Origin of the sequence: Kluyvera sp. 142486 (assembly GCF_046569695.1) — a bacterium.
GTDB lineage: Bacteria > Pseudomonadota > Gammaproteobacteria > Enterobacterales > Enterobacteriaceae > Kluyvera.
The window spans coordinates 183819-206930 of sequence record NZ_JBKHUI010000004.1; the positions used below are offsets into that span (position 1 = coordinate 183819).

Genomic DNA, 23112 nt, shown 5'->3' on the forward strand with positions numbered 1-23112 from the left:
TTCTCCTGAGTGTGAGTAGAACTTATTCTAAGCGTATCACATTCACGGCTTACCAGCGCTCGGCGGCGTGTTTATCGCTGTCGCGGGCTTCCACCCAGCGCTCGCCTTCCGGCGTGGCTTCACGTTTCCAGAACGGCGCGCGGGTTTTCAGGTAATCCATGATAAATTCGCCAGCGTCAAACGCGCTGCTGCGGTGCGCGCTGGTGACGCCTACAAATACAATCTCTTCGCCAGGCCACATTTCACCAATACGGTGGATGACCGTCACGCGGCCGAGCGGCCAGCGTTCGCGCGCGGCATCAACGATCTCCGCCAGCGCTTTTTCAGTCATGCCCGGATAGTGCTCCAGGGTCAGCGCTTTAACGCTATCGCCCAGGTTGTGATTACGCACCTTGCCGGTAAAGGTCACGACCGCACCATCTTCATCGCGCTCGGCAAGCCACGGGTACTCGTCGCCAACGCTGAAGCGCTCATGGCGGACGATAATTCGGGTCTCGCTCATTTTAGCCTCCTGTTACCGGTGGGAAAAACGCCACTTCGTCGCCGTCTGTAACCGGATGGTCGAAGCTCACCAGCGTCTGATTAACCGCCGCCAGCAGCTTGCCCTCTTCCAGCGCCAGAGACCAGCGCCCTTCCTGCGCCGCCAGATGCTGGCGAACGGCTTCAACCGTTGCAAACTCAGGCGCCAGCGCCAGCGAGTCGGTGCCCACCAGCTCGCGGACCTGAGCAAAAAACAGCACATTAATCATAGGAATCCGCCTTGAAATCGCCCGATTTGCCGCCGCTTTTCGCCAGCAGGCGAACCGGGCCAATGACCATATCTTTTTGCACCGCTTTGCACATGTCGTAAATCGTCAGCGCGGCGACCGAGGCGGCCGTCAGCGCTTCCATCTCAACGCCGGTTTTCCCGGTCAGGCGACAGAGCGATTCAATGCGCACGCGATTGTGTTCCGGCTCGGCCTGCAGATTAACTTCCACCTTACTCAGCATCAGCGGGTGGCACAGCGGGATAAGATCCCAGGTACGCTTGGCCGCCTGAATACCGGCGATACGCGCCGTGGCGAACACGTCGCCTTTGTGGTGGCTGCCTTCGATAATCATCGCCAGAGTTTCCGGCTGCATGGTAACAAACGCTTCAGCGCGCGCTTCGCGGACGGTTTCCGCCTTGGCGGAGACATCCACCATATGGGCTTCACCCGCCGCGTTGATATGGGTCAGTTGCGACATGGTTTATTTCTTCAGATGTGGGTGGAAGTTGCACGGACGCGTACGGGCATCCAGCTGCGGGGCGATAATGTTGTCCCACGCGGTACGGCAGGCTTTGGTTGAACCCGGCATCGCGAAAATCAGCGTCCGGTTCGCCATCCCGGCGACGGCGCGGGATTGCAGCGTCGCGGTGCCAATCTCTTCAAAGGAGAGCATGCGGAACACTTCGCCAAAGCCTTCAATTTCGCGGTCAAACAGCGGCAGCAGCGCTTCCGGGGCCTGGTCGCCATCGGTCAGACCGGTACCGCCGGTGATCAGCACCACCTGTACGTCGTCGCGGGCAATCCAGGCGGAAACCTGGGCGCGAATCTGATAGCGGTTCTCTTTGACGATGGCCTTATCAACAATCTGATGCCCAGCTTCCTGGGCGGAGTCGCGCAGAAAGTGACCGGAGGTATCGTCCTCTTCGCCGCGACGGTTGGAAATAGTAAGAATAGCAATGCGTGTCGGGATAAATTCAGCGCTCACCTGACTCATTTACGTGCTCCTTGATTTGGAATTATCCACCAATATAGGACAAATTCTGCGTAATTCCGGTATTGCCCTGATGCAGGAAGTGGGTCTGCTTTTTGTGGGTTAACGCTTCAGCGATGCGTGCTTCCAGCGCCTGCTGCTGAGCGTCATCCGCCAGCAGTTCACGCAGGTCAACGCCGCCGTCGCCAAACAGGCACAGATGCAGCTTCCCAATGGACGATACGCGCAGACGGTTACAGCTGGCGCAGAAGTCTTTCTCATACGGCATAATTAAGCCGATTTCCCCTTCGTAGTCGGGATGACAAAATACCTGCGCCGGGCCGTCGCTGCGTTGACGGATTTGATGGATCCAGCCGCGCTTGAGCAGTTGATCGCGCAGCACCATGCCAGAGATATGGTGCTTGCGGAACAGCTCGCTGCTTTCGCCGGTTTCCATCAGTTCAATAAAGCGGAGTTGAATGCGGCGCGGTTTGATCCACGCCAGAAAGGTGTCGAGCTGGTGATGGTTCACATCGCGCATCAGCACGGTGTTGACCTTCACTTTTTCAAAGCCCGCGGTAAAGGCGGCATCGATGCCGTCCATTACCTGGCGGAATTTATCCTGGCCAGTGATGGCATGAAACTGGCGCGCGTCCAGACTGTCGACGCTGACGTTTATCGCGGTTAAACCCGCATCACGCCAGCCCGCCACGTCACGCGCCATACGATAACCGTTGGTGGTCACGGCAATCTGGCGGATAGCGGCATTCTCTCTCACGGCGGCGATGACGTCGGTAAAGTCGCGACGCAGAGAGGGTTCCCCGCCGGTCAGACGTACTTTTTCCGTACCCAGCGCCGAAAAGGCGCGCGTCACCCGGCGAATTTCGTCCAGAGACAGAAATCCGTTATTAGTGACCCCATTAGGCTGGTAGCCGTTTGGCAGGCAGTAGGTGCAGCGAAAATTGCATACGTCGGTAATCGACAAACGCAGATAGTAGAAGCTGCGTGCATACGCATCAGTGAGTTGTGAAGCCATAGACACCTTTCCAAATACGGGAGGCGAGATCATTTCTTCCTTCGCCCTGGCAACAGCGTTTGCCGTTGCGGCCAAAGCGCCGTATTTTTCAACTTAGGCGCAGAGGCTAGAGTGTGTTGTTCAACCTGCATGGCAGGATGACTGAACCATGTTATGCCGAATAGTAGCGCGAGAATAAAGGTTTCGCCATTTTCGCTGACGCTATATAAACTTATATATAGCGAGCCTATCGTGCACTTTCCCTACAGAATACGTAAAAATCACGTTTTTGCATTGATATACGTCATTTTGCTGGGGGTGGAGCATCGTCTTTTAGAGGTAGTTAGGCTAATGTAAGCAGGTTTTTCAGACATAAGGAAGTTGTATGCGCAATCGCACTTTTGCCGATCTCGACCGCGTTGTGGCGCTCGGCGGCGGGCACGGACTTGGACGCGTGATGTCGTCTCTCTCCACCCTTGGTTCTCGCCTGACCGGCATTGTCACCACCACCGATAACGGCGGCTCAACTGGGCGTATCCGCCGCTCGGAAGGCGGCATCGCCTGGGGCGATATGCGCAACTGTCTTAATCAATTAATTACCGAACCCAGCGTTGCTTCGACGATGTTTGAGTATCGTTTTGGCGGTAACGGTGAACTTTCTGGGCATAACCTCGGAAATTTGATGTTAAAGGCTCTTGATCACCTGAGCGTGCGGCCTTTAGAGGCTATCAATTTAATAAGAAATCTATTGAAAGTTGAGGCTTCACTGATTCCCATGTCCGAGCAGCCGGTCGATTTAATGGCGATCGATAGCGAGGGGCATGAAATCTACGGCGAAGTAAATATCGATCAGCTTGCGCTGCCGCCGCAGGAGCTGATGTTAACGCCGTCAGTTTCCGCCACCCGCGAGGCGGTGCAGGCCATCGCTGAAGCGGATCTGATTTTGATTGGCCCCGGCAGTTTTTACACCAGCCTGCTGCCCATTCTGCTGCTGCCGGAGATTGCCCAGGCGCTGCGCCGCACCCCGGCGCAAATGGTTTACATTGAAAACCTCGGCCGGGAGCATAGCCCTGCAGGCCACTTGACCCTCAGCGACCGCCTTGCGCTGCTGGAGCACTACATTGGTAAACCCGTTATCGATGCCGTGATTGCTGGCCCCAAAACGGACGTCAGCGGCGTAGAAGGGAAATTGGTGATTCAGCAACCGCTGGAGGCCAGCGACATTCCGTATCGCCACGATCGCCATCTGTTACGTGCTGCACTAGAAGAGGCGCTTCAGGCTTTTGGTCGCGTTTCCTTAAAATCTTAAGGTTGTCTTAAAAAACGTCAGGCAGCATAGCGAGCATCAATCTCTTTGGGTTCAACGCTATGCTTCGCCTGTTTCGCCATCGTCCTGCCGTCAGTCGACTGACCTACATCATCCTGTTTTCGCTGTACATCGCTCTGGCGCTGAACATCGTTTTCTATCGCCAGGCTTTTACGCTGCTGCCGGTCGATGGCCTGCACAACGCGCTGGTGTTCATGTCCATGCCGGTAGTCGCCTTCGCGGTGATGGCTATTTTGCTGACCCTGGCTTCGGTGATTCGCTTAGAGAAAGTCGCCACGACGCTGTTTATTTTGCTCAGCGCCAGCGCGCAGTATTTCATGATGAACTTTGGCATCATTGTCGACCGTTCGATGATTACCAATATTCTCGATACGACCCCTGCGGAAAGCTACGCTCTGCTCTCCGGGCAGATGATTATGGTATTTGCCTTTACCGCCCTGCTCGCTATTGCGCTAGCCTGGTGGATCAAAATTAAACCGGCAGCAAGCATGTGGCGCGGCACAATAATGCGTGCGGGCACCGTTCTCGTATCGGCGCTGTTAATCCTTCTGGTCGCCGGCCTGTTCTATAAAGATTACGCGTCGCTGTTCCGCAATAATAAAGAGCTGGTGAAATCGCTTAACCCGTCTAACAGCATTGTGGCCATGAACTCCTGGTATTTTCACCATGAGATGGATAACTTGCCGCTGGTGAAAATTGGCGAAGATGCCAAACAAAAAGCGGTGATGAAAAACGGCCCGCGTAAAAATCTGACGATATTAATCGTCGGCGAAACGTCACGCGCCGCTAACTTCTCACTGGGCGGCTACGAACGTGAAACCAACCCATTGCTGGCAAAAGATAACGTCGTCTATTTCCCAAAAACGGCCTCCTGCGGGACAGCTACGGCGGTCTCGGTTCCGTGCATGTTCTCTAATATGCCGCGCACTGGTTATGACGAGTCGTTAGCGCACCACCAGGAAGGGCTGCTGGATATTATTCAGCGCGCCGGGATTCAGGTGCAGTGGAATGATAACGATGGCGGCTGTAAAGGCGCCTGTGACCGCGTGCCGCACCAGGATGTCACCGCGCTGAACCTGCCAGGGCAGTGCATCGACGGTGAATGCTACGATGACGTACTGTTCCATGACCTTGAAAAGACCATTGATAACATGCAGGGTGATGGCGTCATCGTATTGCACACCATTGGCAGCCACGGCCCGACCTATTACAACCGTTATCCGCCGGAATTCCGTCGCTTCACGCCAACCTGCGACACCAGCGAAATTCAGTCCTGTAGCCAGGAACAGCTGAAAAATAGCTACGACAACACAATTTTGTACGTCGACCATATTGTCGATAAAGCAATAAAGTTGCTGCAATCCAAACAGGATAAATTCACCACCAGCCTGGTTTACCTTTCCGACCACGGTGAATCTTTGGGTGAAAATGGCGTTTATTTACACGGACTGCCTTATTCCATTGCTCCGGAAACGCAAAAACATGTACCAATGCTGTTATGGTTATCTGATGATTATCAGAAACGCTATGGCGTTAATTACGCCTGCCTGCAGCAAAAGGCCAAAGAAAATGACTACTCGCAGGATAATCTGTTCTCTACAATGCTGGGATTAACCGGCGTAGAGACCCAGGAATATCGCGCAGCGGATGATATATTAGCCACCTGTAAATAGAGGCCAGCAGATGAAAATATTAGTCGTGGAAGATGACACCCTATTATTACAGGGGCTGATTCTGGCAATGCAGAGCGAAGGATACGCCTGTGATGGTGTAGAAACCGCGCAGCAGGCGGCGCTGAGCCTGGCTAACGGACATTACAGCCTGGTAGTACTGGATTTAGGTCTGCCAGACGAAGACGGTCTGCACTTCTTAAACCGTATGCGTCAGGAAAAAATAAGCGTGCCGGTGCTGATTCTGACCGCCCGCGATACGCTGGAAGATCGCGTGATGGGGCTGGATACCGGTGCAGATGACTATCTGGTGAAGCCGTTCGCGCTGGAAGAGTTGAATGCCCGCATTCGCGCCCTGCTGCGACGTAACCTCAACCAGGGCGATAACGAAATTACGGTTGAGAATCTGCGCCTTAACGTCACCCGTCGTCAGGTCTGGCTCAATGAAGAGTTGCTGGAACTGACGCCGAAAGAGTATGCCCTGCTTTCACGCCTGATGCTGAAAGCGGGCAGCCCGGTGCACCGCGAAATCCTCTACAACGATATCTACAACTGGGATAACGAACCGGCGACCAATACGCTGGAAGTGCATATCCACAACCTGCGTGACAAGGTAGGTAAAGCGCGGATCCGCACCGTACGCGGGTTTGGCTACCAGTTGGTTAACGCGATAAACAAAGCGGAGTAAGGCATGGCGCTATTTTCCATCCGCAAGTGGCCGATGCGCCATCAGTTGCTGCTCGCCATCGGCGTGATTCTGGTGGTGTTCCAGCTCATTAGCGTGTTCTGGCTCTGGCATGAGAGCAAAGAGCAGATTGAGCTGGAAGTCGCGATGCTGATGCATAACCACAACAACGCCAAGCACATCCGCCACGAGGTGCGTGAAGCGATTGCCAGCCTGCTGGTACCCAGCATGCTGATTATTGGCCTTGCGCTCTTCCTCTGCCTGCAGGCAGTGAAGCGGATCACCCGTCCGCTGGCCGACCTGCAACAAGAGCTGGATTCGCGTACGCCGGGGAATTTGCAGCCAATCTTTCTTCAGCAGACCACCGTGGAAGTCGAGGCGGTGACCAACGCTATCAACCAGCTTGTTGATAACCTGACGCAGACGCTTAACCGAGAGCGCTTGTTTACCGCCGACGTCGCCCACGAGCTGCGCACGCCGCTGGCGGGATTAAAGCTGCACCTTGAGCTGCTGGAGAAAACCCAGAAGCTCAACCTGTCCCCGTTAGTACAACGCCTGGATCAAATGACCGATAGCGTGGCGCAACTGCTGCTGCTCGCCCGCGTCGGCCAATCGTTCTCCGCGGGGAGCTATCAGCAGGTGAATCTGTTGAGCGACGTGATTGAGCCACTGAAGGGCGAGCTGGAAACGATGCTGGAAACGCGTGCGCAAACGCTGGTGATTGCCGAACCAACGCCAACGGTGACCGTTTCGGGCGACGCCACGCTGCTGCGCCTGCTGCTGCGCAATCTGGTTGAGAATGCCCATCGTTATAGTCCAAAAACGTCAGCGATTACGCTGTCGCTGGTTCAGGATGCGCGGCCGATGCTGGTCGTGGAAGATGAAGGTCCGGGGATCGATGAGTCGAAGGTGGGCGAGCTGAGCCAGGCGTTTGTGCGCATGGACAGCCGGTATGGCGGTATTGGTCTGGGGTTGAGTATCGTTACGCGCATCGCCCAGCTGCATGAGGCGGCGTTCTTTTTACAAAACCGCGACACCAAAACCGGGACGCGGGCATGGGTAGAGTTTCAACCGACGAAGCGCTAAGGCGCTTCAGAAGGTGAGCATCCAGTGGCAAACAAAGCAGGCTACTATGGCAACAGAGACAAGCACGGTGAACAGCTGTTGGACGTTCAGATTCGACATAACACTACCCTCAATGATTTTACGGATAGTATCAGTAGATTATATTAAGCGAACCTTAAGGCTGGTTCCCGGCCCGTGATGGCTGCCTCAATTCAGAGAAATTGTGCCCGGGGAGGCGTTCGTGCCGCCCCGGGGTCGGCGTAAACGCCTCACCCGGGCTACACACATGCCTGATGGCGCTGCGCTTATCAGGCCTACTTAATTTTCACGCGCCAGACTGTAGCCCGGCCAAGCGAAGCGCCGCCGGGGCGGCACCCACTTATGACGTGGCGATAAACAGCTCGCGCAGCTGGTGCAGCCGGTCGCGAATCTCTGCCGCTTCTTCGAACTCCAGGTTCTGCGCGTGTTTGAGCATTTGCGCTTCCAGCGACGTAATCTGTTGCTGCAGCGCTTTTGGCGTCAGCGCCTGAACATCCGGCTCGACGATGGTGACCGCATTTTTCGACTTACCGCGACCTTTAGCCCTGGTTTTCGCCAGCCCCTCGCCCATCGCCAGAATATCAACAACGTCTTTCACCAGCCCCTGCGGCACGATGCCGTGCTCTTCGTTATAGCGCTGCTGTTTCTCGCGACGACGCTCGGTTTCACCAATCGCTTTCGCCATCGACGGGGTAATTTTGTCCCCATAGAGAATCGCTTTACCATTGATGTTACGCGCCGCACGACCGATGGTCTGAATCAGCGAGCGCTCGGAACGCAGGAAGCCCTCTTTGTCGGCGTCCAGAATCGCCACCAGTGAGACTTCCGGCATATCGAGGCCTTCACGCAGCAGGTTGATCCCCACCAGCACGTCAAACTCGCCCAGACGCAGGTCGCGGATGATCTCCATACGTTCCACGGTATCGATATCAGAGTGCAGGTAGCGCACCCGCTCACCGTGCTCTTCCAGATATTCCGTCAGGTCTTCCGCCATACGTTTGGTCAGCGTAGTCACCAGCACACGCTCGTTAATCACCGAACGTTTACGAATTTCCGACAGCAGGTCGTCTACCTGCGTGCCAACAGGACGCACTTCAATCAGCGGATCGAGCAGCCCGGTTGGACGCACCACCTGATCAATCACATCACCGCCGGATTTTTCCAGCTCGTAATTGCCCGGCGTCGCCGAGACGTAAATAGTCTGCGGTGCCAGTGCTTCAAACTCTTCAAACTTCAGCGGACGGTTGTCGAGCGCGGACGGCAGGCGGAAGCCGTACTCCACCAGCGTCTCTTTACGCGCGCGGTCGCCACGGTACATGCCGCCAATCTGGGGAATGGTGACGTGTGATTCGTCGATCACCAGCAGGCCGTCCGCCGGCAGGTAGTCAAAGAGCGTCGGCGGCGGCTCGCCCGGCCCGCGTCCGGAGAGGAAGCGCGAGTAGTTTTCGATGCCGGAGCAGTAGCCCAGCTCGTTCATCATTTCGAGGTCAAACTGGGTACGCTGGCTCAGGCGCTGCTCTTCCAGCAGTTTGTTATTCGCCAGCAGCACCTTGCGGCGGTCTGCCAGCTCCACTTTGATCTCTTCCATCGCCTGCACAATACGCTCGCGTGGCGTCACGTAGTGCGATTTCGGGTAGATGGTAAAGCGCTGGATGGTCGAATCAACGTGGCCGGTCAGCGGGTCAAACAGCGAGAGGCGTTCCACCTCTTCGTCAAACAGCTCAACGCGCAGTGCCAGATCGTCAGATTCGGCCGGGAAGATGTCGATAACCTCGCCGCGCACGCGGAAGGTCGCGCGCTGAAACGCCTGATCGTTACGGGTGTACTGCAATTCAGCCAGACGGCGCAGAATGGAGCGCTGATCGATAATCATACCCACCGTCAGGTGCAGCATCATTTTGAGGTACAGGTCAGGGTCGCCCAGACCGTAGATAGCGGACACCGAGGCCACCACCACTACGTCGCGGCGTTCGAGCAGCGCTTTGGTGGCGGACAAACGCATCTGTTCGATATGTTCGTTCACCGAGGCATCTTTTTCGATAAAGGTATCCGAGCTTGGAACATACGCTTCCGGCTGGTAGTAGTCGTAGTAGGAGACGAAGTACTCCACCGCGTTTTCCGGGAAGAACGCTTTCATTTCGCCGTATAGCTGAGCGGCCAGCGTTTTGTTCGGTGCCAGCACCATCGTCGGGCGCTGAAGGTCAGCGATGACGTTGGCGACGGTAAAGGTTTTCCCCGACCCGGTCACGCCCAGAAGCGTCTGGTGCGCCAGGCCGTCTTCCAGCCCCTCTTTCAGGCGTGAAATGGCAGCAGGCTGGTCGCCTGAAGGACTAAACGCAGAATGCAATTTGAAGGGTTTACTCATGGACAACGCTACCTGATGACGAATGGGCCGGGCTGGAGATTAATTCTACTCGCCGCCTGCCGAATTGCCAATAAAAAATACTGGATATAAAAACAGTAATCACTTACTGTATTTCGTGTTCCTGGGGCAACGGCAAGCAAGAGCGGCTGAAATTTATCCTCTGACCAGATAAAACACCAGCCTGATAAGGTTATCCCCAGAATTTTTTCTCTTTTAACATTTGTCAATATAGGTCATGAAAGTTTTATGGCAATCCGCAGCACTTTTTGTTACGCCATTGCTTTTATTTATCTTGTTGAATTTTATAAAAAACATCGAAAAGCCGCGTTTCGCATCAATTCAGGCGCAGGCCGCATGTTCTCTCGTTTACCGCAGGTTTTCTAACTCTAATGCACAGGGTTATCCACAGGAATAGTGGATAACTGCCGCTAGCCCCTATCCCCCGCCACCCGGCGATTTGCGCAACAGCGTGTCAACGTGAATGCAAAAAAATATTTTATTGCCGATTTTGATATTTATCAGCGAAAAAGCACGCCCATTTTGTCCATCAACATGGGCGATTTCCTTACGTTATCTGCGGGTTAGTGCTTACGAATGAAGAAGGAAAAGGCGTGCCAGAAAAACGACTTACAGAGCGCTCAGGTCAAGGTATTGCCCAAGCGGCTGGGATTCAACCTCATCACCCAGCCACGGGATCTCCCCGAGCAGCGGTGCGGGAAGCATTCGCTGGAGCGTGCTGAGGTATTCTTTATGGCGACGCCCCGGCGGCGTCACATCGTTGGCAATCCAGCCTGCCAGCCGCAGCCCCGCCTGTTGAACTGCCTGCGCGGTCAACACCGCATGGTTGATGCAGCCAAGCTTCACGCCCACTACCAGGATGACCGGCAGCTGTTCTGTCTGCACCCAATCCGCCAGGGTCAGCGTCGGGGAGAGCGGCGTAAACCAGCCACCGGCACCTTCCACCAGCACCCAGTCGGCTTCAGCCTCCAGCACACGCAGCCCGGCAGAGAGCACGCTGGCCTCAATAGGCCGCTGTTCGTCGGCGCTGACGATATGCGGAGAGGTCGGCTCGGCAAAGGTATACGGGTTCACTTGCTCATAGCGTAACGGCAGCACGCTGTTGCGTTGCAGCGCCAGTGCGTCGCTGTTGCGCAAACCGTCGACGGTCATTTTGCTGCCGGAAGCAACCGGTTTGTACCCCGCCGTACGCCGCCCAAGCGAACCAGCCGCCTGAAGCAGCGCGGTGCTGGCAACGGTTTTTCCGACTTCGGTATCGGTGCCGGTTACATAAAAGCGTTCAGTCACGCGAGATCACTCCTGTAAAAAGATGGTAAGTCAGCGGGAATACTCCCGCCTGAGACGGCCACGCCAGTTGAAGCTGCTGTAGCCTGCTGCGCGTCAGCGGTTGCTGGCTGCGCCCCTCATGAAGATGCGTCGCACCAATGCCTTTCAGGGAACGCATGGCGCTCAGCGCATCGGGAAAAGCTAGCGTGATGGAGGTGGCAATGCTGCGGCTGTGGTAGCCAACTAGCGCCTCCTGCAGCGCCGTCTCGGGAAGAAAACGGTTGGCGTGTGGGCGCTGGTCAACGGCACGCCAGGCCTGATTCAGCTCTGGCAACGAACCTGCCGTTAAGGTGGTAAAGGCCAGCGTGCCGCCGGGGCTAAGCTGGCGATGCAGCCCCTCCAGCGCTACGTGGAGGTCGCTACACCACTGAATAGCCAGATTGCTCCACACCAGATCGAAGCCCCCTGCGGGCAGTGGAATCGCTTCAATATCGGCCTGAAGATAACGGTCTGCCGCCTGCTGACGCTGCGCCTGCTCAAGCATTTCCGCCGAGAGATCCAGTGCCGTCACATGGCTCCCTTTGTCGCGCCAGTAGCGGCTGTAGCTGCCCGGTCCACAGCCCGCATCCAGCACTCGGTCAAACGCCTGCGCCGGCAGCTGAGACAGCAGCTGTCGTGCACTCAGGCGCTGTAACTCGTCGTGCTGATGATAGTGCGCCGCCGCGCGGCCAAACGCCGCCGCCACCGCCTGTTTATTGACGGTTGCCATGCAGCACCTCCAGCAATAAGTCGATATCCTGCGCTTCATGCGCGGCGGTCAGCGTTAAGCGTAAACGCGCTGTCCCCGCTGGCACCGTCGGCGGACGAATTGCCGTCACCCAGCAGCCCTGCTCACGCAGTTGTTCTGCCAGAACGAGCGTCTGCTGGTTCTCGCCAACAATCAGCGGCTGAATCGCGCTTTGTGAATCTGTCAATGCAAAATCCAGCCCCTGCGCACCGCGGCGAAACGCGGCCACGTGCTGCGCCAGCTCTTCGCGTCGCTGCTGTCCATCATCGCTCTGAATCACCGCCAGCGCCGCCTGTAGCGCAACCGCCTGGGCGGGTGGCATGGCGGTGCTGTAAATCAGATGGCGAGCGAACTGCACAAAGTAATCCGCCACGTCATGGCTGCACAACACCGCCGCACCGCTCAGGCCAAACGCTTTGCCAAAGGTCACCACCAGCAGCTCAGGATGAACGCCCTGCTGCTGACAGCTTCCCCGTCCGCTTTCGCCATTAACGCCAATGCCGTGCGCATCATCGACCATCAGCCAGGCGTTAGCTTCGCGCGCGGTCGCAGCGATATCCGCCAGCGGAGCGCTGTCGCCATCCATGCTGAACACCCCTTCCGTCACCACCAGCTGCTGGCCGTCGATAGGAGTAGCCAACAGCCTGGAGAGATGCTGGCTGTCGTTGTGCTGAAAGCGCCGCAACTGCGCCGAGCTTAGCGTGGCGGCTTCAAGCAACGACGCGTGGCTGAGACGATCGGCGACGATCCGGTCTTCACGCCCGGCCAGTGCGGCGATCGTCGCCTGATTGGCGGCAAAACCGGAGATAAACAGCAGCGCGCGGTCATAGCCCAGCCAGTCAGCCAGCTGCTCTTCAAGGCGTTGGTGCGCGTGGTGGTAGCCGGTGACATGTCCGGAGCCACCGCTGCCCACGCCATACAGCTGCGCGCCCTGCTGCCAGGCGTGGATCACCTGCGGGTGCTGGCTGAGGCCGAGATAGTCGTTGCTGGAAAAGTTGCAGTAACGACGCTCATCGCGCACCAGCCAGCGGCCCGCACCCTGCGCTAACGGTTGGCGAGAACGGAAGGCCTGGGCCTCCCGACGTTCGCTTAATGCCTGTTCAATGCGCTGCTGCCAGCTCATACCGCCGCCGCGTTGTAATAATCCTCAGTGTCCGGCGTCATCAGCACCTGTTCCAGACGCTGCTGCTGTTCGTTATCACCCGCCGTGACCGTGGTCTGCTGCGGGTTGAGACCGAGTTTGCGGAACAGCTGCAGGTCTTTGTCCTCTTCCGGGTTTGGCGTCGTCAGCAGTTTGCAGCCGTAGAAAATCGAGTTTGCACCGGCCATAAAGCACATTGCCTGGGTCTGCTCGTTCATCTGCTCACGGCCTGCAGAGAGACGCACGTGAGAGGTTGGCATCATGATGCGCGCCACGGCGATGGTGCGAATAAAATCAAAGGCATCGACATCGTCGTTATCCGCCAGCGGCGTGCCTTTGACCTTCACCAGCATGTTAATCGGCACGCTTTCCGGCGGCGTTGGCAGGTTGGCGAGCTGCAGCAACAGCCCGGCACGGTCGGTGACGGTTTCACCGAGGCCAACAATGCCGCCGGAGCAGACTTTAATCCCGGCTTCGCGCACTTTGTCCAGCGTGTCCAGGCGTTCCTGGTAGCTGCGGGTGGTGATGATATTGCCGTAGAACTCCGGCGAGGTGTCGAGGTTGTGGTTGTAGTAATCCAGACCCGCCGTCGCCAAACGACTCGCCTGGCTATCGGACAGCGTGCCCAGCGTCATACAGGCTTCCAGCCCCATCTCTTTCACACCCTGAACCATCTGTTCCAGGTACGGCATATCGCGGTCGTTCGGGTTTTTCCACGCCGCGCCCATGCAGAAACGGGTCGAGCCCGCCAGCTTGGCTTTGCGCGCTGAGTCCAGCACCTGCTCGACTTCCATCAGGCGTTCAGTTTCCAGCCCGGTTTTGTAGCGCGAACTCTGCGGACAGTATTTACAGTCTTCCGGGCATGCGCCGGTTTTGATCGACAGCAGCGTGCTCACCTGCACCTGCTGAGGGTCGAAGTGCTGGCGGTGAACCTGTTGAGCTTCGAACAGTAAATCGAGCAGCGGTTTATCGAAAAGAGCGGTGACCTGCGACATTGTCCAGCGTAAAGGGTTAGCCATTGGCTTCTCCGGGGTTTTGTTAATTTTCGGTTCGGTTTATACTCGTAAACCTAAAACTTTTCAAAATGGTTTACAAGTCGATTATGACAACGGACGATCTTGCCTTCGATAGCCGCCATATCTGGCATCCCTATACCTCAATGACCAAACCGCTGCCGGTCTACCCGGTAGTTTCCGCCGAGGGCTGCGAGCTGCACCTCGCCAGCGGCGAACATCTGGTGGACGGCATGTCCTCGTGGTGGGCGGCCATTCATGGCTACAACCACCCGCGCCTGAACGCGGCGATGAAGACGCAAATCGATCAGATGTCGCACGTGATGTTTGGCGGAATCACCCACCCTTCCGCCGTAGCGCTGTGCCGTAAACTGGTGGCGATGACCCCGGAGCCGCTGGAGTGCGTATTCCTTGCCGACTCCGGTTCGGTAGCGGTGGAGGTGGCGATGAAAATGGCGTTGCAGTACTGGCAGGCCAAAGGCGAGTCGCGCCAGCGTTTCCTGACCTTCCGCAACGGCTACCACGGCGACACCTTTGGCGCGATGTCGGTATGCGACCCGGATAACTCGATGCACAGCCTATGGAAGGGCTACCTGCCGGAGAACCTCTTCGCCCCCGCGCCGCATAGCCGCTTTGATGGGGAATTTGACGAGTACGATATGGTGGCCTTTGCCCGCCTGATGGCCGCGCATCGCCACGAAATTGCCGCCGTTATTCTTGAGCCCGTGGTTCAGGGTGCGGGCGGCATGCGGATGTATCACCCGGAGTGGCTCAAACGGATCCGTAAGATGTGCGATCGTGAAGGAATTTTGCTGATTGCCGATGAAATTGCCACCGGTTTTGGCCGTACCGGCAAGCTCTTTGCCTGCGATCATGCGGGTATCAGCGCCGATATTCTGTGCCTTGGCAAAGCGTTGACCGGCGGCACCATGACCCTCTCCGCCGCTATCACCACCCGTGAGGTGGCCGAGACCATCAGCAACGGTGAAGCGGGCTGCTTTATGCACGGCCCGACCTTTATGGGTAACCCGCTGGCCTGCGCCGTAGCGACAGAAAGCCTGGCGCTGCTGGAGAGCGGCGAGTGGCAAACGCAGGTGGCGGCGATTGAACGTCAGCTTAAGCGCGAACTCGCCCCGGCCGCCGACGCGCCGCTGGTCGCCGATGTTCGCGTGCTGGGAGCCATTGGCGTCGTTGAGACGCGCTACCCGGTGAACCCGGCACTGCTCCAACGTTTCTTCGTCGAACAAGGGGTGTGGATCCGTCCGTTTGGCCGCCTGATTTATCTGATGCCGCCATACCCGATTACCCCGCAGCAGCTGACGCGCTTGACCCGAGCGGTATGTCTTGCCGTCGAGCAGGAAACATTTTTTATCCAATAAGCTGCGGTAATCTCCCCACGTTACCGCTACACTCCTTTGTTAATCAGTTGATTAACAAAGGAGGCAGTTGATGAAATTAGTCAGCCACGACCTGCGTGACGGTGAAAAGCTCCCTCATCGCCAGGTGTTCAACGGCATGGGCTACGATGGCGAAAACCTTTCTCCCCATCTGGCCTGGGATGACGTTCCTGCGGGCACCAAAAGTTTTGTCATAACCTGCTACGACCCGGATGCCCCAACCGGCTCCGGCTGGTGGCACTGGATTGTTGCCAACATTCCAGCCGACACCCGCGAACTGCCAACCGGAGCGGGTTCAGGTCTGGTCGGGTTACCGGCCGGCGCGCTGCAAACCCGTACTGACTTTGGTAAAGCGGGCTACGGCGGCGCGGCTCCGCCGAAAGGCGAAACCCACCGTTATATCTTCACCGTCCATGCGATGGACGTTGAGAGCATTGAGGTTGATGAAGGTGCCAGCGGCGCAATGGTCGGCTTCAACGTGCACTTCCATAGCCTCGGCAGCGCATCCATCACCGCCCTGTTCAGCTAATCGCACCCTAATCCGTTCACGCCCTGCCAGGGAAACCTCGCAGGGCTTTTTTGTGGCTGATACGAAGCGCTGTAATTTTCTAACGTAAACGCCAGCGCATAACAGGAAAGCGCAGGAGTGTGAGGGGAATGTAAATTTATCTTGTGAAATTGATCACAATTTAAAAACAAACACGCCAATACAAAAGGTGATTTAAATCACAAAAAAGAGGTCAGGAATGGACATATTTTCGCTTTGTAGCCGACTTACAGCCATTTTATGTGATAACGATCACCAAAAGTGACCTATTGATGGGGTGGTGAGAGTGATCAAGATCACAAACACCCCTCGGGGTACGCGAGACGAAAACGCCGTGATAGAGTCGATTTTGCATACTGAACGACTGGATGGTTTTTGGCGAAACCATCACAACTATGACGACGCGCAGCATCTAAGACGCGCACCACGAGGGGTGTTTTTATGTTATCACCAGATATCAAGGTCAAGGTACAGAATTTTGGCCGCTTCCTCAGCAATATGGTGATGCCCAATATTGGCGCATTCATTGCCTGGGGTTTGATTACTGCACTGTTTATTCCCACCGGATGGCTGCCTAACGAGACGTTAGCCAAACTGGTCGGCCCGATGATCACCTACCTGCTGCCGCTGTTAATCGGTTATACCGGCGGCCGTCTTATCGGCGGCGAGCGCGGCGGCGTGGTCGGTGCCATCACTACCATGGGCGTTATCGTAGGCGCCGATATGCCAATGTTTATGGGCGCGATGATTGCGGGTACGCTGGGCGGGTGGGCGATTAAGCGCTTCGACCGTTGGGTTGACGGTAAAATCAAAAGCGGCTTTGAGATGCTGGTGAACAACTTCTCCGCCGGTATCATCGGCATGCTGTTAGCGATGCTTGCTTTCCTGGCGATTGGCCCGATGGTTGAGTTGCTCTCTAAAGCGCTGGCGACCGGCGTTAACGTCATGGTGCAGAACAACCTGCTGCCGCTGACCTCTATCTTTGTTGAACCGGCAAAAATTCTGTTCCTCAACAATGCCATCAACCACGGTATCTTCTCACCGCTGGGCATTCAGCAGGCCACCGAAACCGGTAAGTCTATCTTCTTCCTGATTGAAGCGAACCCAGGCCCAGGCCTCGGCGTGCTGCTGGCGTACATGTTCTTTGGTAAAGGAAGCGCTAAACAGTCTGCGGGCGGTGCGGCGATTATTCACTTCTTCGGCGGTATCCACGAAATCTACTTCCCGTACGTGCTGATGAACCCACGCCTGCTGCTGGCGGTGATTCTGGGCGGCATGACCGGCGTCTTTACCCTGACGTTGTTCAACGCAGGCCTGGTCTCCCCGGCATCTCCTGGCTCTATCTTTGCCGTACTGCTGATGACGCCGAAGGCCTCTATTATTGGCGTGGTGCTGTCGATTCTGGCCTCAACGCTGGTCTCCTTCCTGACCGCCTCCATGTTGCTGAAACGCGTTCGCGTTGGCGATGAAGAGAGCAACGGCCTGGCGGAAGCCACCCGTCGCATGCAGAGCCTGAAGCAGCAGTCTAAATCCGGCGGCAAATCCTCCGGCGAACTGCCGCAGCCAGCGATGCGCAGCGAAACGCTCGACCTGTCTAAAGATCTGCACCACGTGCGTAAAATCATCGTGGCGTGTGATGCAGGTATGGGCTCCAGCGCACTCGGCGCAGGCGTACTGCGTAAAAAGGTTAAAGATGCTGGGCTGACCCACATTTCGGTGAGCAACTGCGCCATTAACAGCCTGCCTGACGACGTTGACCTGGTGATTACCCATCAGGACTTAACCGAACGCGCCATGCGCTTTGCGCCGCAGGCGATGCATATGTCGCTCTCCAACTTCCTCGACAGCGGCCTGTATACCGACCTGACCACCCGTCTGCTGGCGGCTAAACTGCCTGCCGCCGCGAACGACAGTCGTCTCATCAACCAGACGATTATTGCGGCGAACGATGACGCTTTTGACGATACCGAGCGCGATGAGAATCTGTTTAAGCTCAGCGCGGACAACATCTTCCTCAACCTGACCGCAGAGAATAAAGCTCAGGCTATTCGCTTTGCCGGTGAGATGCTGGTCTCCGGCGGCTACGTTGAGCCGGACTACGTTGATGCCATGCTGGCGCGTGAAGCGCTCACCACCACTTACCTGGGAGAATCCATTGCGGTGCCGCACGGTACCGTAGAAGCCAAAGACCGCGTGCTGCGCACCGGGATTGTCATTTGCCAATACCCCGAAGGCGTTCGATTCGGCGATGAGCCGGACGATATCGCCCGCCTGGTTATCGGCATTGCTGCCCGCAACAACGAGCACGTACAGGTTATCGCCCGCTTAGCGAACGCCCTGGATGATAAAGACGTGATTGACCGTCTGACGCAGACCAGCAGCGTGCAGGAAATTCTACAAATCCTGTCCGGCGAACAAGCAGCTTAAGGCTTCAGGGGCGAGCCGCCCCTGACATGGAAAGTTTTTCTCGAGGTCAGATTTATGAAAGCGATTCATTTTGGTGCAGGGAATATTGGTCGGGGTTTCATTGGTAAACTGCTGGCCGACGCGCAGGCGGAGTTAACCTTTGCCGATGTTAATCAGCCGCTGGTCGATCAGCTGGCGCATCAGCAGCACTATCAGGTCAACGTGGTGGGCGAAAACGCCCGCATCGAGCAGGTTAACCGCGTCAGTGCCATCCACAGCAACAGCCCGGATGCCATCCAGCAGATTGCTGAAGCCGACATCATCACCACCGCCGTTGGCCCGCAGGTATTGAGCAAAATCGCCAGTACGCTGGCGCAAGGGCTGATTGCCCGTCATGACAACGGTAATCATCAACCGATGAACATCATCGCCTGCGAAAATATGGTGCGCGGTACCAGCCAGCTCAAGCAGCACGTGTTGCAAGCGATGCCCGCCGAGCTGCACGGCTGGGTGGAAGAGCATATCGGTTTTGTCGATTCCGCGGTTGACCGTATCGTACCGCCGGGCTCAGCGGCGAACGACGATCCGCTGGAGGTGACCGTGGAAACCTTTAGCGAGTGGATTGTCGACAGCACGCAGTTTAAAGGTGCGTTACCGGACATTGCCGGTATGGAGTCCACCAGCAATCTGATGGCCTATATCGAGCGTAAGCTGTTTACCCTCAATACCGGTCACGCCATTACCGCTTATCTTGGTCAACTAGCCGGGCATAAAACGATCCGCGATGCCATTCTCGACCCGGCCATTCGCGATGTGGTGAAAGGGGCGATGGTAGAAAGCGGCGATGTGCTGATCAAACGCTACGGCTTTAATGCCGAGCAGCATGCGGCCTATATCGAGAAGATCCTAACCCGCTTTGAGAACCCGTACCTGCACGATGACGTGGAGCGCGTGGGCCGTCAGCCGCTGCGTAAGCTCAGCGACGGCGACCGTCTGATCAAGCCGCTGCGCGGCACGCTGGAATACGGCCTGCCTCATAACAACCTGGTGATGGGCATTGCGGCAGCGTTAAGCTATCGCAGCGGCGATGACCCGCAGGCGCAAGAAATGGCAACCCTGTTGAGCGAAAATGGCGTCACCCACACCGTGACTCAGGTCTGCGGCCTGCAGGACCAGCCAACGCTTGTCGCCCAGATTGCGAATGTGTATAACGCCATGCAACGGAAATAATGTTGTTGCCCATAGGGTTGGAGCTGCTGTCCCGACAGCAGCTCCAGAATAAGAAGGTAAGATGAAACAAAATCGACTGCGTTTAACAACGCAACCAGAGATACAAGGACATCATCCGAAGGAGCCGACGCCGCTAAAGGCGCGCTCTCCGGTCAATGAAACCACCATGATGGCGACAATGGACGAATCTGACCTTTATAAAAACCAGGCCGCAGAGAACCGCGTGCTGGAAAAGCTCAATGCGCGCCAGACGCTCAGCGGTTTTATCCAGACCGCCGTCTTGCTGCTGGCTGAAGCGGTCGATCATCTGATTCTTCAGGCCTTTCGTAAAGACGATTATGCCGTTAAGTACGCCGTTGAACCGCTGCTCGAAGGGAGCGGCCCGTTGGCGAACCTGTCAGTCCGTCTCAAGCTCATTTACGCGCTCGGCGTGATCAGCCGCGATGAATACGAAGACGTTGAGTTGCTGGTAGCGCTGAACAACGAGCTGGAGCAGGAGAAGACCGTTTACAGCTTTACCGATGATGAAATCCTCGGCCCGATTAGCATGCTGCACAGCATGACGGCGCTGCCGCCCCCTCCAACGCTGCATATGCCGGAGGACGTGGTGGATGATGCGCTAAGAACCATGCAGGAGCAGCGCTATCAGCAAATGGTGCGTTCGGCGCTGGTATTGAGCATTACTGATTTAATTACTCGTCTGACCCACAAAAAAGCATTCTAGCAGGGCAATGGTATTTACATTGTCTATATGAACGCGTCTGGCAAATGGCGGTCACCTCCGCCAGAGACCTCCCCTTTCCTTCCAGAACGGTAAGTCGGCAAAAAAACAGGCGATTTTTTTGCCAGCACATCTTCCCGTTTCGCTCAACTTAGTATAAAAAGGCTGCTTTTACGGGATTCACATTCACTTAAATTAGCCTGGAGCAACATGAACACTTTCTCGGTTTCTCGTCTGGCGCTGGCATTGGCTTTTGGCGTGACACTGACGGCTTGCAGCTCAACCCCAGCGGATCAACGTCCTTCTGACCAGGCAGCCCCTGGTACGGCTTCTCGTCCGGTGCTGTCAGCTGATGAAGCGCAGAACTTTGTCGCCGCGCGTTATTTCTCATCGCTCGATCCTAACGCTGCCGCCTGGTCTCCGTCTTCCATCGCCGTTCCGGCCAAAGCCGACTTCGTCGTCGGGCCTGCGGGTACGCAGGGCGTTACCCACACCACCATTCAGGCTGCGGTTGACGCCGCCATTGCTCGCCACAGCAGCTCACGTCTGTATATCGCGGTTCTGCCGGGTGAATACCAGGGCACCGTTTATATTCCTGCAGCTCCAGGCAGCGTGACCATTTACGGTACCGGCGAGAAAGCGATCGACGTGAAAATCGGTCTGGCTATCGACTCCGAAATGGACCCAACCAGCTGGCGTCGCCAGGTGAACCCAGGCGGCAAATACATGCCTGGCAAACCGGCGTGGTATATGTTTGACAGCTGTCAGAGCAAACGTGCCGCCACCGTCGGCGTGATGTGTTCTGCCGTTGTCTGGTCGCAGAACAACGGTCTGCAGTTGCAGAATCTGACCATCGAAAACAGTCTCGGTGACAGCGTAGATGCTGGTACGCATCAAGCGGTTGCCCTGCGTACCGATGGCGATAAAACCCAGATTAACAAAGTGAACATCCTGGGTCGTCAGAACACCTTCTTCGTGACCAACAGCGGCGTCGATAACCGTCTGCAGAACAACCGTCAGACCCGTACGCAGGTCACCGACAGCTATCTGGAAGGCGACGTGGATATCGTTTCCGGCCGCGGCGCGGTGGTGTTTGAGAACACCGACTTCCGCGTGGTGAACTCCCGCACCCAGCAGGAGGGTTACGTATTCGCACCAGCGACCCTGTCCACCATCAACTTCGGCTTCCTGGCGACCGACAGCCGCTTCACCGCAACCGGTGACGGCGTGGCGCAACTGGGTCGTTCTCTGGATGTAGATGGCAATACCAACGGTCAGGTCGTTATTCGCGATAGCGTGATTAACGAAGGCTTCAACGTGGCGAAACCGTGGGCTGATGCCGCGGTATCTAAACGCCCATTCAGCGGTAATACCGGCGCACAGGACGAGAAAGGTCAGCTGAAACGCGATCTGAACGACCGTAACTTCAACCGCATGTGGGAGTTCAACAACCGCGGCGTGGGAAGTCACGTAGTGGCTGAACCTAAGAAGTAATTAATGATGATGTGAAAAAGGCCCATGAGATCATGGGCCTTTTTTTATCACGTAGGCCTGATAAGCGTAGCGCCATCAGGCATTATGCCGACATTGCCGAATGGCGACGTCGATTAATACGCGTTAACCACCACCCACATTGGGCCCAGGCCTACCGCGTAACGCCCTTTCTCCTGCAACAGCCCCTGCTCACCGGCAATTTCATACACCGCAACGTGGTGCGATTTCTGCCCGGCGGCAATCAGGTATTTCCCGCTGTGATCGACGTTAAAGCCGCGCGGCTGCGTTTCGGTTGGCTGGAAGCCTTCCAGTGACAGCACGCTACCGTCTTCTGACACGCTGAAGATGGTAATCAGGCTAGAGGTACGGTCACAGGTGTACAGGTGACGACCGTCTGGGGTGATATGAATATCTGCCGCCCAACGGGTATCGGTGAAATCAGCAGGCATCATGTCCAGCGTCTGCACACACTCAATTTTGCCGTACGGATCTTTCAGCTCCCACACATCGACAGAACCGTTGAGTTCGTTGACGCAGTAACCATACTGTTCGTTCGGGTGGAACACCATATGACGCGGGCCTGCGCCTTCTACGGTGGTCACTTCCGCCGGAGTCTGCGCGGACAGGAAACCGTCATCGCTCAGCGTGAACAGGCAGATACGATCCTGCTTCAGCGCCGGTACCCACAGGGTTCGGTTATCCGGGGAGATGTTCGCTGAGTGGCAGCCGTCCAGCCCTTCTACAACCGTCACGGTGTCACGCGGCAGGCCATCTTCCAGACGAATGACGCTGACGTTGGCCTGGTTGTAGGAGGCGCTAAAGACAAAATTGCCTTTACGATCGGTAGAGATATGGGTTGGGCTACCCGGCAGCGGCGCTTCGGCTTCAAAGGTCAGTGCACCGTCGTCCGGGGCAATGCGGTAAGCCAGCACGCGGAATTCAGGGCGTACGCCGACGTACAGAAAGCGTTTATCAGGACTGACAACCATTGGCTGTACCTGACCCGGGACATCCACCACCTGAACCAGCGTCAGGCTGCCGTCATGGTTCAGCGTCCAGACGTGGATCTGCTGGCTCTCCGGGCTGGCGGTATAAACGGTCTGTTTCATGACTACTCCTTTCTGAAAACATTGAATTGGCGGCGACGAGTCGCAGCCTGGTCCACACAATTTTGCCGAACAGGTATCTCGGTGTACCATCCTGAACA

At 56.5% G+C, this 23112-nt stretch carries 21 protein-coding genes and 1 riboswitch; of the genes, 10 read left to right on the forward strand and 11 right to left on the reverse strand.

Annotated features, from left to right (window positions below; translation table 11 throughout):
• Positions 1–49 precede the first annotated feature (49 nt).
• From moaE to moaA, 5 genes are all read right to left on the reverse strand, one after another.
• The gene (gene moaE, locus ACLGE8_RS06595) at positions 50–502 is read right to left on the reverse strand and encodes a molybdopterin synthase catalytic subunit MoaE (RefSeq protein ID WP_035892247.1); all 453 of its coding nucleotides are present in this window, start codon (positions 500–502) and stop codon (positions 50–52) included.
• Position 503: 1 nt separating this feature from the next.
• Positions 504–749: a molybdopterin synthase sulfur carrier subunit gene (gene moaD / locus ACLGE8_RS06600; RefSeq protein WP_410997369.1), complete on the reverse strand. Its 246-nt coding sequence runs from the start codon at positions 747–749 to the stop codon at positions 504–506.
• Positions 742–1227 (reverse strand): cyclic pyranopterin monophosphate synthase MoaC, encoded by a 486-nt coding sequence (moaC, locus tag ACLGE8_RS06605; protein WP_333500147.1) that lies wholly within the window; start codon positions 1225–1227, stop codon positions 742–744. Before moaC ends, moaD begins: the two co-directional genes overlap by 8 nt.
• A 3-nt stretch (positions 1228–1230) precedes the next feature.
• Complete coding sequence (moaB, locus tag ACLGE8_RS06610; protein ID WP_035892242.1) at positions 1231–1743, reverse strand: molybdenum cofactor biosynthesis protein B; 513 nt, start codon at positions 1741–1743, stop codon at positions 1231–1233.
• Positions 1744–1765: 22 nt separating this feature from the next.
• A complete protein-coding gene (gene moaA / locus ACLGE8_RS06615) occupies positions 1766–2755 on the reverse strand; it encodes a GTP 3',8-cyclase MoaA (protein WP_333500148.1) in 990 nt (329 codons plus the stop codon).
• Positions 2743–2879: riboswitch (molybdenum cofactor riboswitch) on the reverse strand. (Overlaps the previous gene by 13 nt.)
• 240 nt (positions 2880–3119) lie before the next feature.
• On the opposite strand from moaA, the gene yvcK reads away from it, so the two are divergent.
• The 4 genes from yvcK to pmrB are packed head-to-tail and all read left to right on the forward strand — an operon-like array spanning position 3120 to position 7502.
• Positions 3120–4043, forward strand: a complete 924-nt coding sequence (gene yvcK / locus ACLGE8_RS06620) for a uridine diphosphate-N-acetylglucosamine-binding protein YvcK (protein WP_410997371.1) — start codon at positions 3120–3122, stop codon at positions 4041–4043.
• 59 nt (positions 4044–4102) lie between these two features.
• Complete coding sequence (eptA, locus tag ACLGE8_RS06625) at positions 4103–5734, forward strand: phosphoethanolamine transferase EptA (protein WP_410997373.1); 1632 nt, start codon at positions 4103–4105, stop codon at positions 5732–5734.
• A gap of 10 nt (positions 5735–5744) precedes the next feature.
• Entirely contained in the window at positions 5745–6419 is a 675-nt protein-coding gene (gene pmrA / locus ACLGE8_RS06630; RefSeq protein WP_410997375.1) for a two-component system response regulator PmrA, read from the forward strand.
• 3 nt (positions 6420–6422) lie between these two features.
• Complete coding sequence (pmrB, locus tag ACLGE8_RS06635; protein ID WP_410997377.1) at positions 6423–7502, forward strand: two-component system sensor histidine kinase PmrB; 1080 nt, start codon at positions 6423–6425, stop codon at positions 7500–7502.
• Positions 7503–7860: 358 nt separating this feature from the next.
• Here the strand turns inward: pmrB and uvrB are convergent, their stop codons facing one another.
• The 5 genes from uvrB to bioB form a co-directional block, all read right to left on the reverse strand.
• Positions 7861–9885, reverse strand: a complete 2025-nt coding sequence (gene uvrB / locus ACLGE8_RS06640; protein ID WP_220438402.1) for an excinuclease ABC subunit UvrB — start codon at positions 9883–9885, stop codon at positions 7861–7863.
• Between the two features lie 627 nt (positions 9886–10512).
• The gene (gene bioD, locus ACLGE8_RS06645; protein ID WP_410997379.1) at positions 10513–11190 is read right to left on the reverse strand and encodes a dethiobiotin synthase; all 678 of its coding nucleotides are present in this window, start codon (positions 11188–11190) and stop codon (positions 10513–10515) included.
• Positions 11183–11938 carry a malonyl-ACP O-methyltransferase BioC gene (gene bioC, locus ACLGE8_RS06650; RefSeq protein WP_410997381.1) on the reverse strand — a complete coding sequence of 252 codons (756 nt, stop codon included), beginning with the start codon at positions 11936–11938 and terminating at the stop codon, positions 11183–11185. The genes bioD and bioC overlap by 8 nt, the downstream gene beginning before the upstream one ends.
• Positions 11922–13079 (reverse strand): 8-amino-7-oxononanoate synthase, encoded by a 1158-nt coding sequence (bioF, locus tag ACLGE8_RS06655; protein ID WP_410997383.1) that lies wholly within the window; start codon positions 13077–13079, stop codon positions 11922–11924. The genes bioC and bioF overlap by 17 nt, the downstream gene beginning before the upstream one ends.
• A complete protein-coding gene (bioB, locus tag ACLGE8_RS06660; RefSeq protein ID WP_410997385.1) occupies positions 13076–14116 on the reverse strand; it encodes a biotin synthase BioB in 1041 nt (346 codons plus the stop codon). Before bioB ends, bioF begins: the two co-directional genes overlap by 4 nt.
• 83 nt (positions 14117–14199) lie before the next feature.
• On the opposite strand from bioB, the gene bioA reads away from it, so the two are divergent.
• From bioA to ACLGE8_RS06690, 6 genes are all read left to right on the forward strand, one after another.
• Positions 14200–15489 carry an adenosylmethionine--8-amino-7-oxononanoate transaminase gene (bioA, locus tag ACLGE8_RS06665; protein ID WP_410997387.1) on the forward strand — a complete coding sequence of 430 codons (1290 nt, stop codon included), beginning with the start codon at positions 14200–14202 and terminating at the stop codon, positions 15487–15489.
• Between the two features lie 70 nt (positions 15490–15559).
• Entirely contained in the window at positions 15560–16036 is a 477-nt protein-coding gene (locus ACLGE8_RS06670; RefSeq protein WP_410997389.1) for a kinase inhibitor, read from the forward strand.
• A gap of 459 nt (positions 16037–16495) precedes the next feature.
• Entirely contained in the window at positions 16496–18481 is a 1986-nt protein-coding gene (locus tag ACLGE8_RS06675) for a PTS mannitol transporter subunit IICBA (RefSeq protein WP_410997391.1), read from the forward strand.
• 54 nt (positions 18482–18535) lie between these two features.
• Positions 18536–19690, forward strand: coding sequence for a mannitol-1-phosphate 5-dehydrogenase (locus ACLGE8_RS06680; protein WP_410997393.1), 1155 nt, complete (start codon positions 18536–18538; stop codon positions 19688–19690).
• A gap of 166 nt (positions 19691–19856) precedes the next feature.
• Positions 19857–20414 (forward strand): MltR family transcriptional regulator, encoded by a 558-nt coding sequence (locus ACLGE8_RS06685; RefSeq protein ID WP_410997536.1) that lies wholly within the window; start codon positions 19857–19859, stop codon positions 20412–20414.
• Positions 20415–20621: 207 nt separating this feature from the next.
• Positions 20622–21905 carry a putative acyl-CoA thioester hydrolase gene (locus ACLGE8_RS06690; protein WP_410997395.1) on the forward strand — a complete coding sequence of 428 codons (1284 nt, stop codon included), beginning with the start codon at positions 20622–20624 and terminating at the stop codon, positions 21903–21905.
• A 113-nt stretch (positions 21906–22018) separates the two neighbouring features.
• Here the strand turns inward: ACLGE8_RS06690 and pgl are convergent, their stop codons facing one another.
• On the reverse strand, positions 22019–23014 hold the full coding sequence (pgl, locus tag ACLGE8_RS06695; protein WP_410997397.1) for a 6-phosphogluconolactonase: 996 nt from the start codon (positions 23012–23014) through the stop codon (positions 22019–22021).
• Between the last annotated feature and the right edge of the window lie 98 nt (positions 23015–23112).

What these genes read in the sequence shown, in the direction of transcription:
- moaE (WP_035892247.1), bottom strand. Translation starts at nt 502, where the DNA reads ATGAGCGAGACCCGAATTATCGTCCGCCATGAGCGCTTCAGCGTTGGC.
- moaD (WP_410997369.1), bottom strand. Translation starts at nt 749, where the DNA reads ATGATTAATGTGCTGTTTTTTGCTCAGGTCCGCGAGCTGGTGGGCACC.
- uvrB (WP_220438402.1), bottom strand. Translation starts at nt 9,885, where the DNA reads ATGAGTAAACCCTTCAAATTGCATTCTGCGTTTAGTCCTTCAGGCGAC.
- ACLGE8_RS06690 (WP_410997395.1), top strand. Translation starts at nt 20,622, where the DNA reads ATGAACACTTTCTCGGTTTCTCGTCTGGCGCTGGCATTGGCTTTTGGC.
- eptA (WP_410997373.1), top strand. Translation starts at nt 4,103, where the DNA reads ATGCTTCGCCTGTTTCGCCATCGTCCTGCCGTCAGTCGACTGACCTAC.
- moaA (WP_333500148.1), bottom strand. Translation starts at nt 2,755, where the DNA reads ATGGCTTCACAACTCACTGATGCGTATGCACGCAGCTTCTACTATCTG.
- bioA (WP_410997387.1), top strand. Translation starts at nt 14,200, where the DNA reads ATGACAACGGACGATCTTGCCTTCGATAGCCGCCATATCTGGCATCCC.
- ACLGE8_RS06680 (WP_410997393.1), top strand. Translation starts at nt 18,536, where the DNA reads ATGAAAGCGATTCATTTTGGTGCAGGGAATATTGGTCGGGGTTTCATT.
- ACLGE8_RS06670 (WP_410997389.1), top strand. Translation starts at nt 15,560, where the DNA reads ATGAAATTAGTCAGCCACGACCTGCGTGACGGTGAAAAGCTCCCTCAT.
- moaB (WP_035892242.1), bottom strand. Translation starts at nt 1,743, where the DNA reads ATGAGTCAGGTGAGCGCTGAATTTATCCCGACACGCATTGCTATTCTT.
- moaC (WP_333500147.1), bottom strand. Translation starts at nt 1,227, where the DNA reads ATGTCGCAACTGACCCATATCAACGCGGCGGGTGAAGCCCATATGGTG.
- bioC (WP_410997381.1), bottom strand. Translation starts at nt 11,938, where the DNA reads ATGGCAACCGTCAATAAACAGGCGGTGGCGGCGGCGTTTGGCCGCGCG.
- ACLGE8_RS06675 (WP_410997391.1), top strand. Translation starts at nt 16,496, where the DNA reads ATGTTATCACCAGATATCAAGGTCAAGGTACAGAATTTTGGCCGCTTC.
- bioB (WP_410997385.1), bottom strand. Translation starts at nt 14,116, where the DNA reads ATGGCTAACCCTTTACGCTGGACAATGTCGCAGGTCACCGCTCTTTTC.
- yvcK (WP_410997371.1), top strand. Translation starts at nt 3,120, where the DNA reads ATGCGCAATCGCACTTTTGCCGATCTCGACCGCGTTGTGGCGCTCGGC.
- bioF (WP_410997383.1), bottom strand. Translation starts at nt 13,079, where the DNA reads ATGAGCTGGCAGCAGCGCATTGAACAGGCATTAAGCGAACGTCGGGAG.
- ACLGE8_RS06685 (WP_410997536.1), top strand. Translation starts at nt 19,857, where the DNA reads ATGATGGCGACAATGGACGAATCTGACCTTTATAAAAACCAGGCCGCA.
- pmrB (WP_410997377.1), top strand. Translation starts at nt 6,423, where the DNA reads ATGGCGCTATTTTCCATCCGCAAGTGGCCGATGCGCCATCAGTTGCTG.
- pmrA (WP_410997375.1), top strand. Translation starts at nt 5,745, where the DNA reads ATGAAAATATTAGTCGTGGAAGATGACACCCTATTATTACAGGGGCTG.
- pgl (WP_410997397.1), bottom strand. Translation starts at nt 23,014, where the DNA reads ATGAAACAGACCGTTTATACCGCCAGCCCGGAGAGCCAGCAGATCCAC.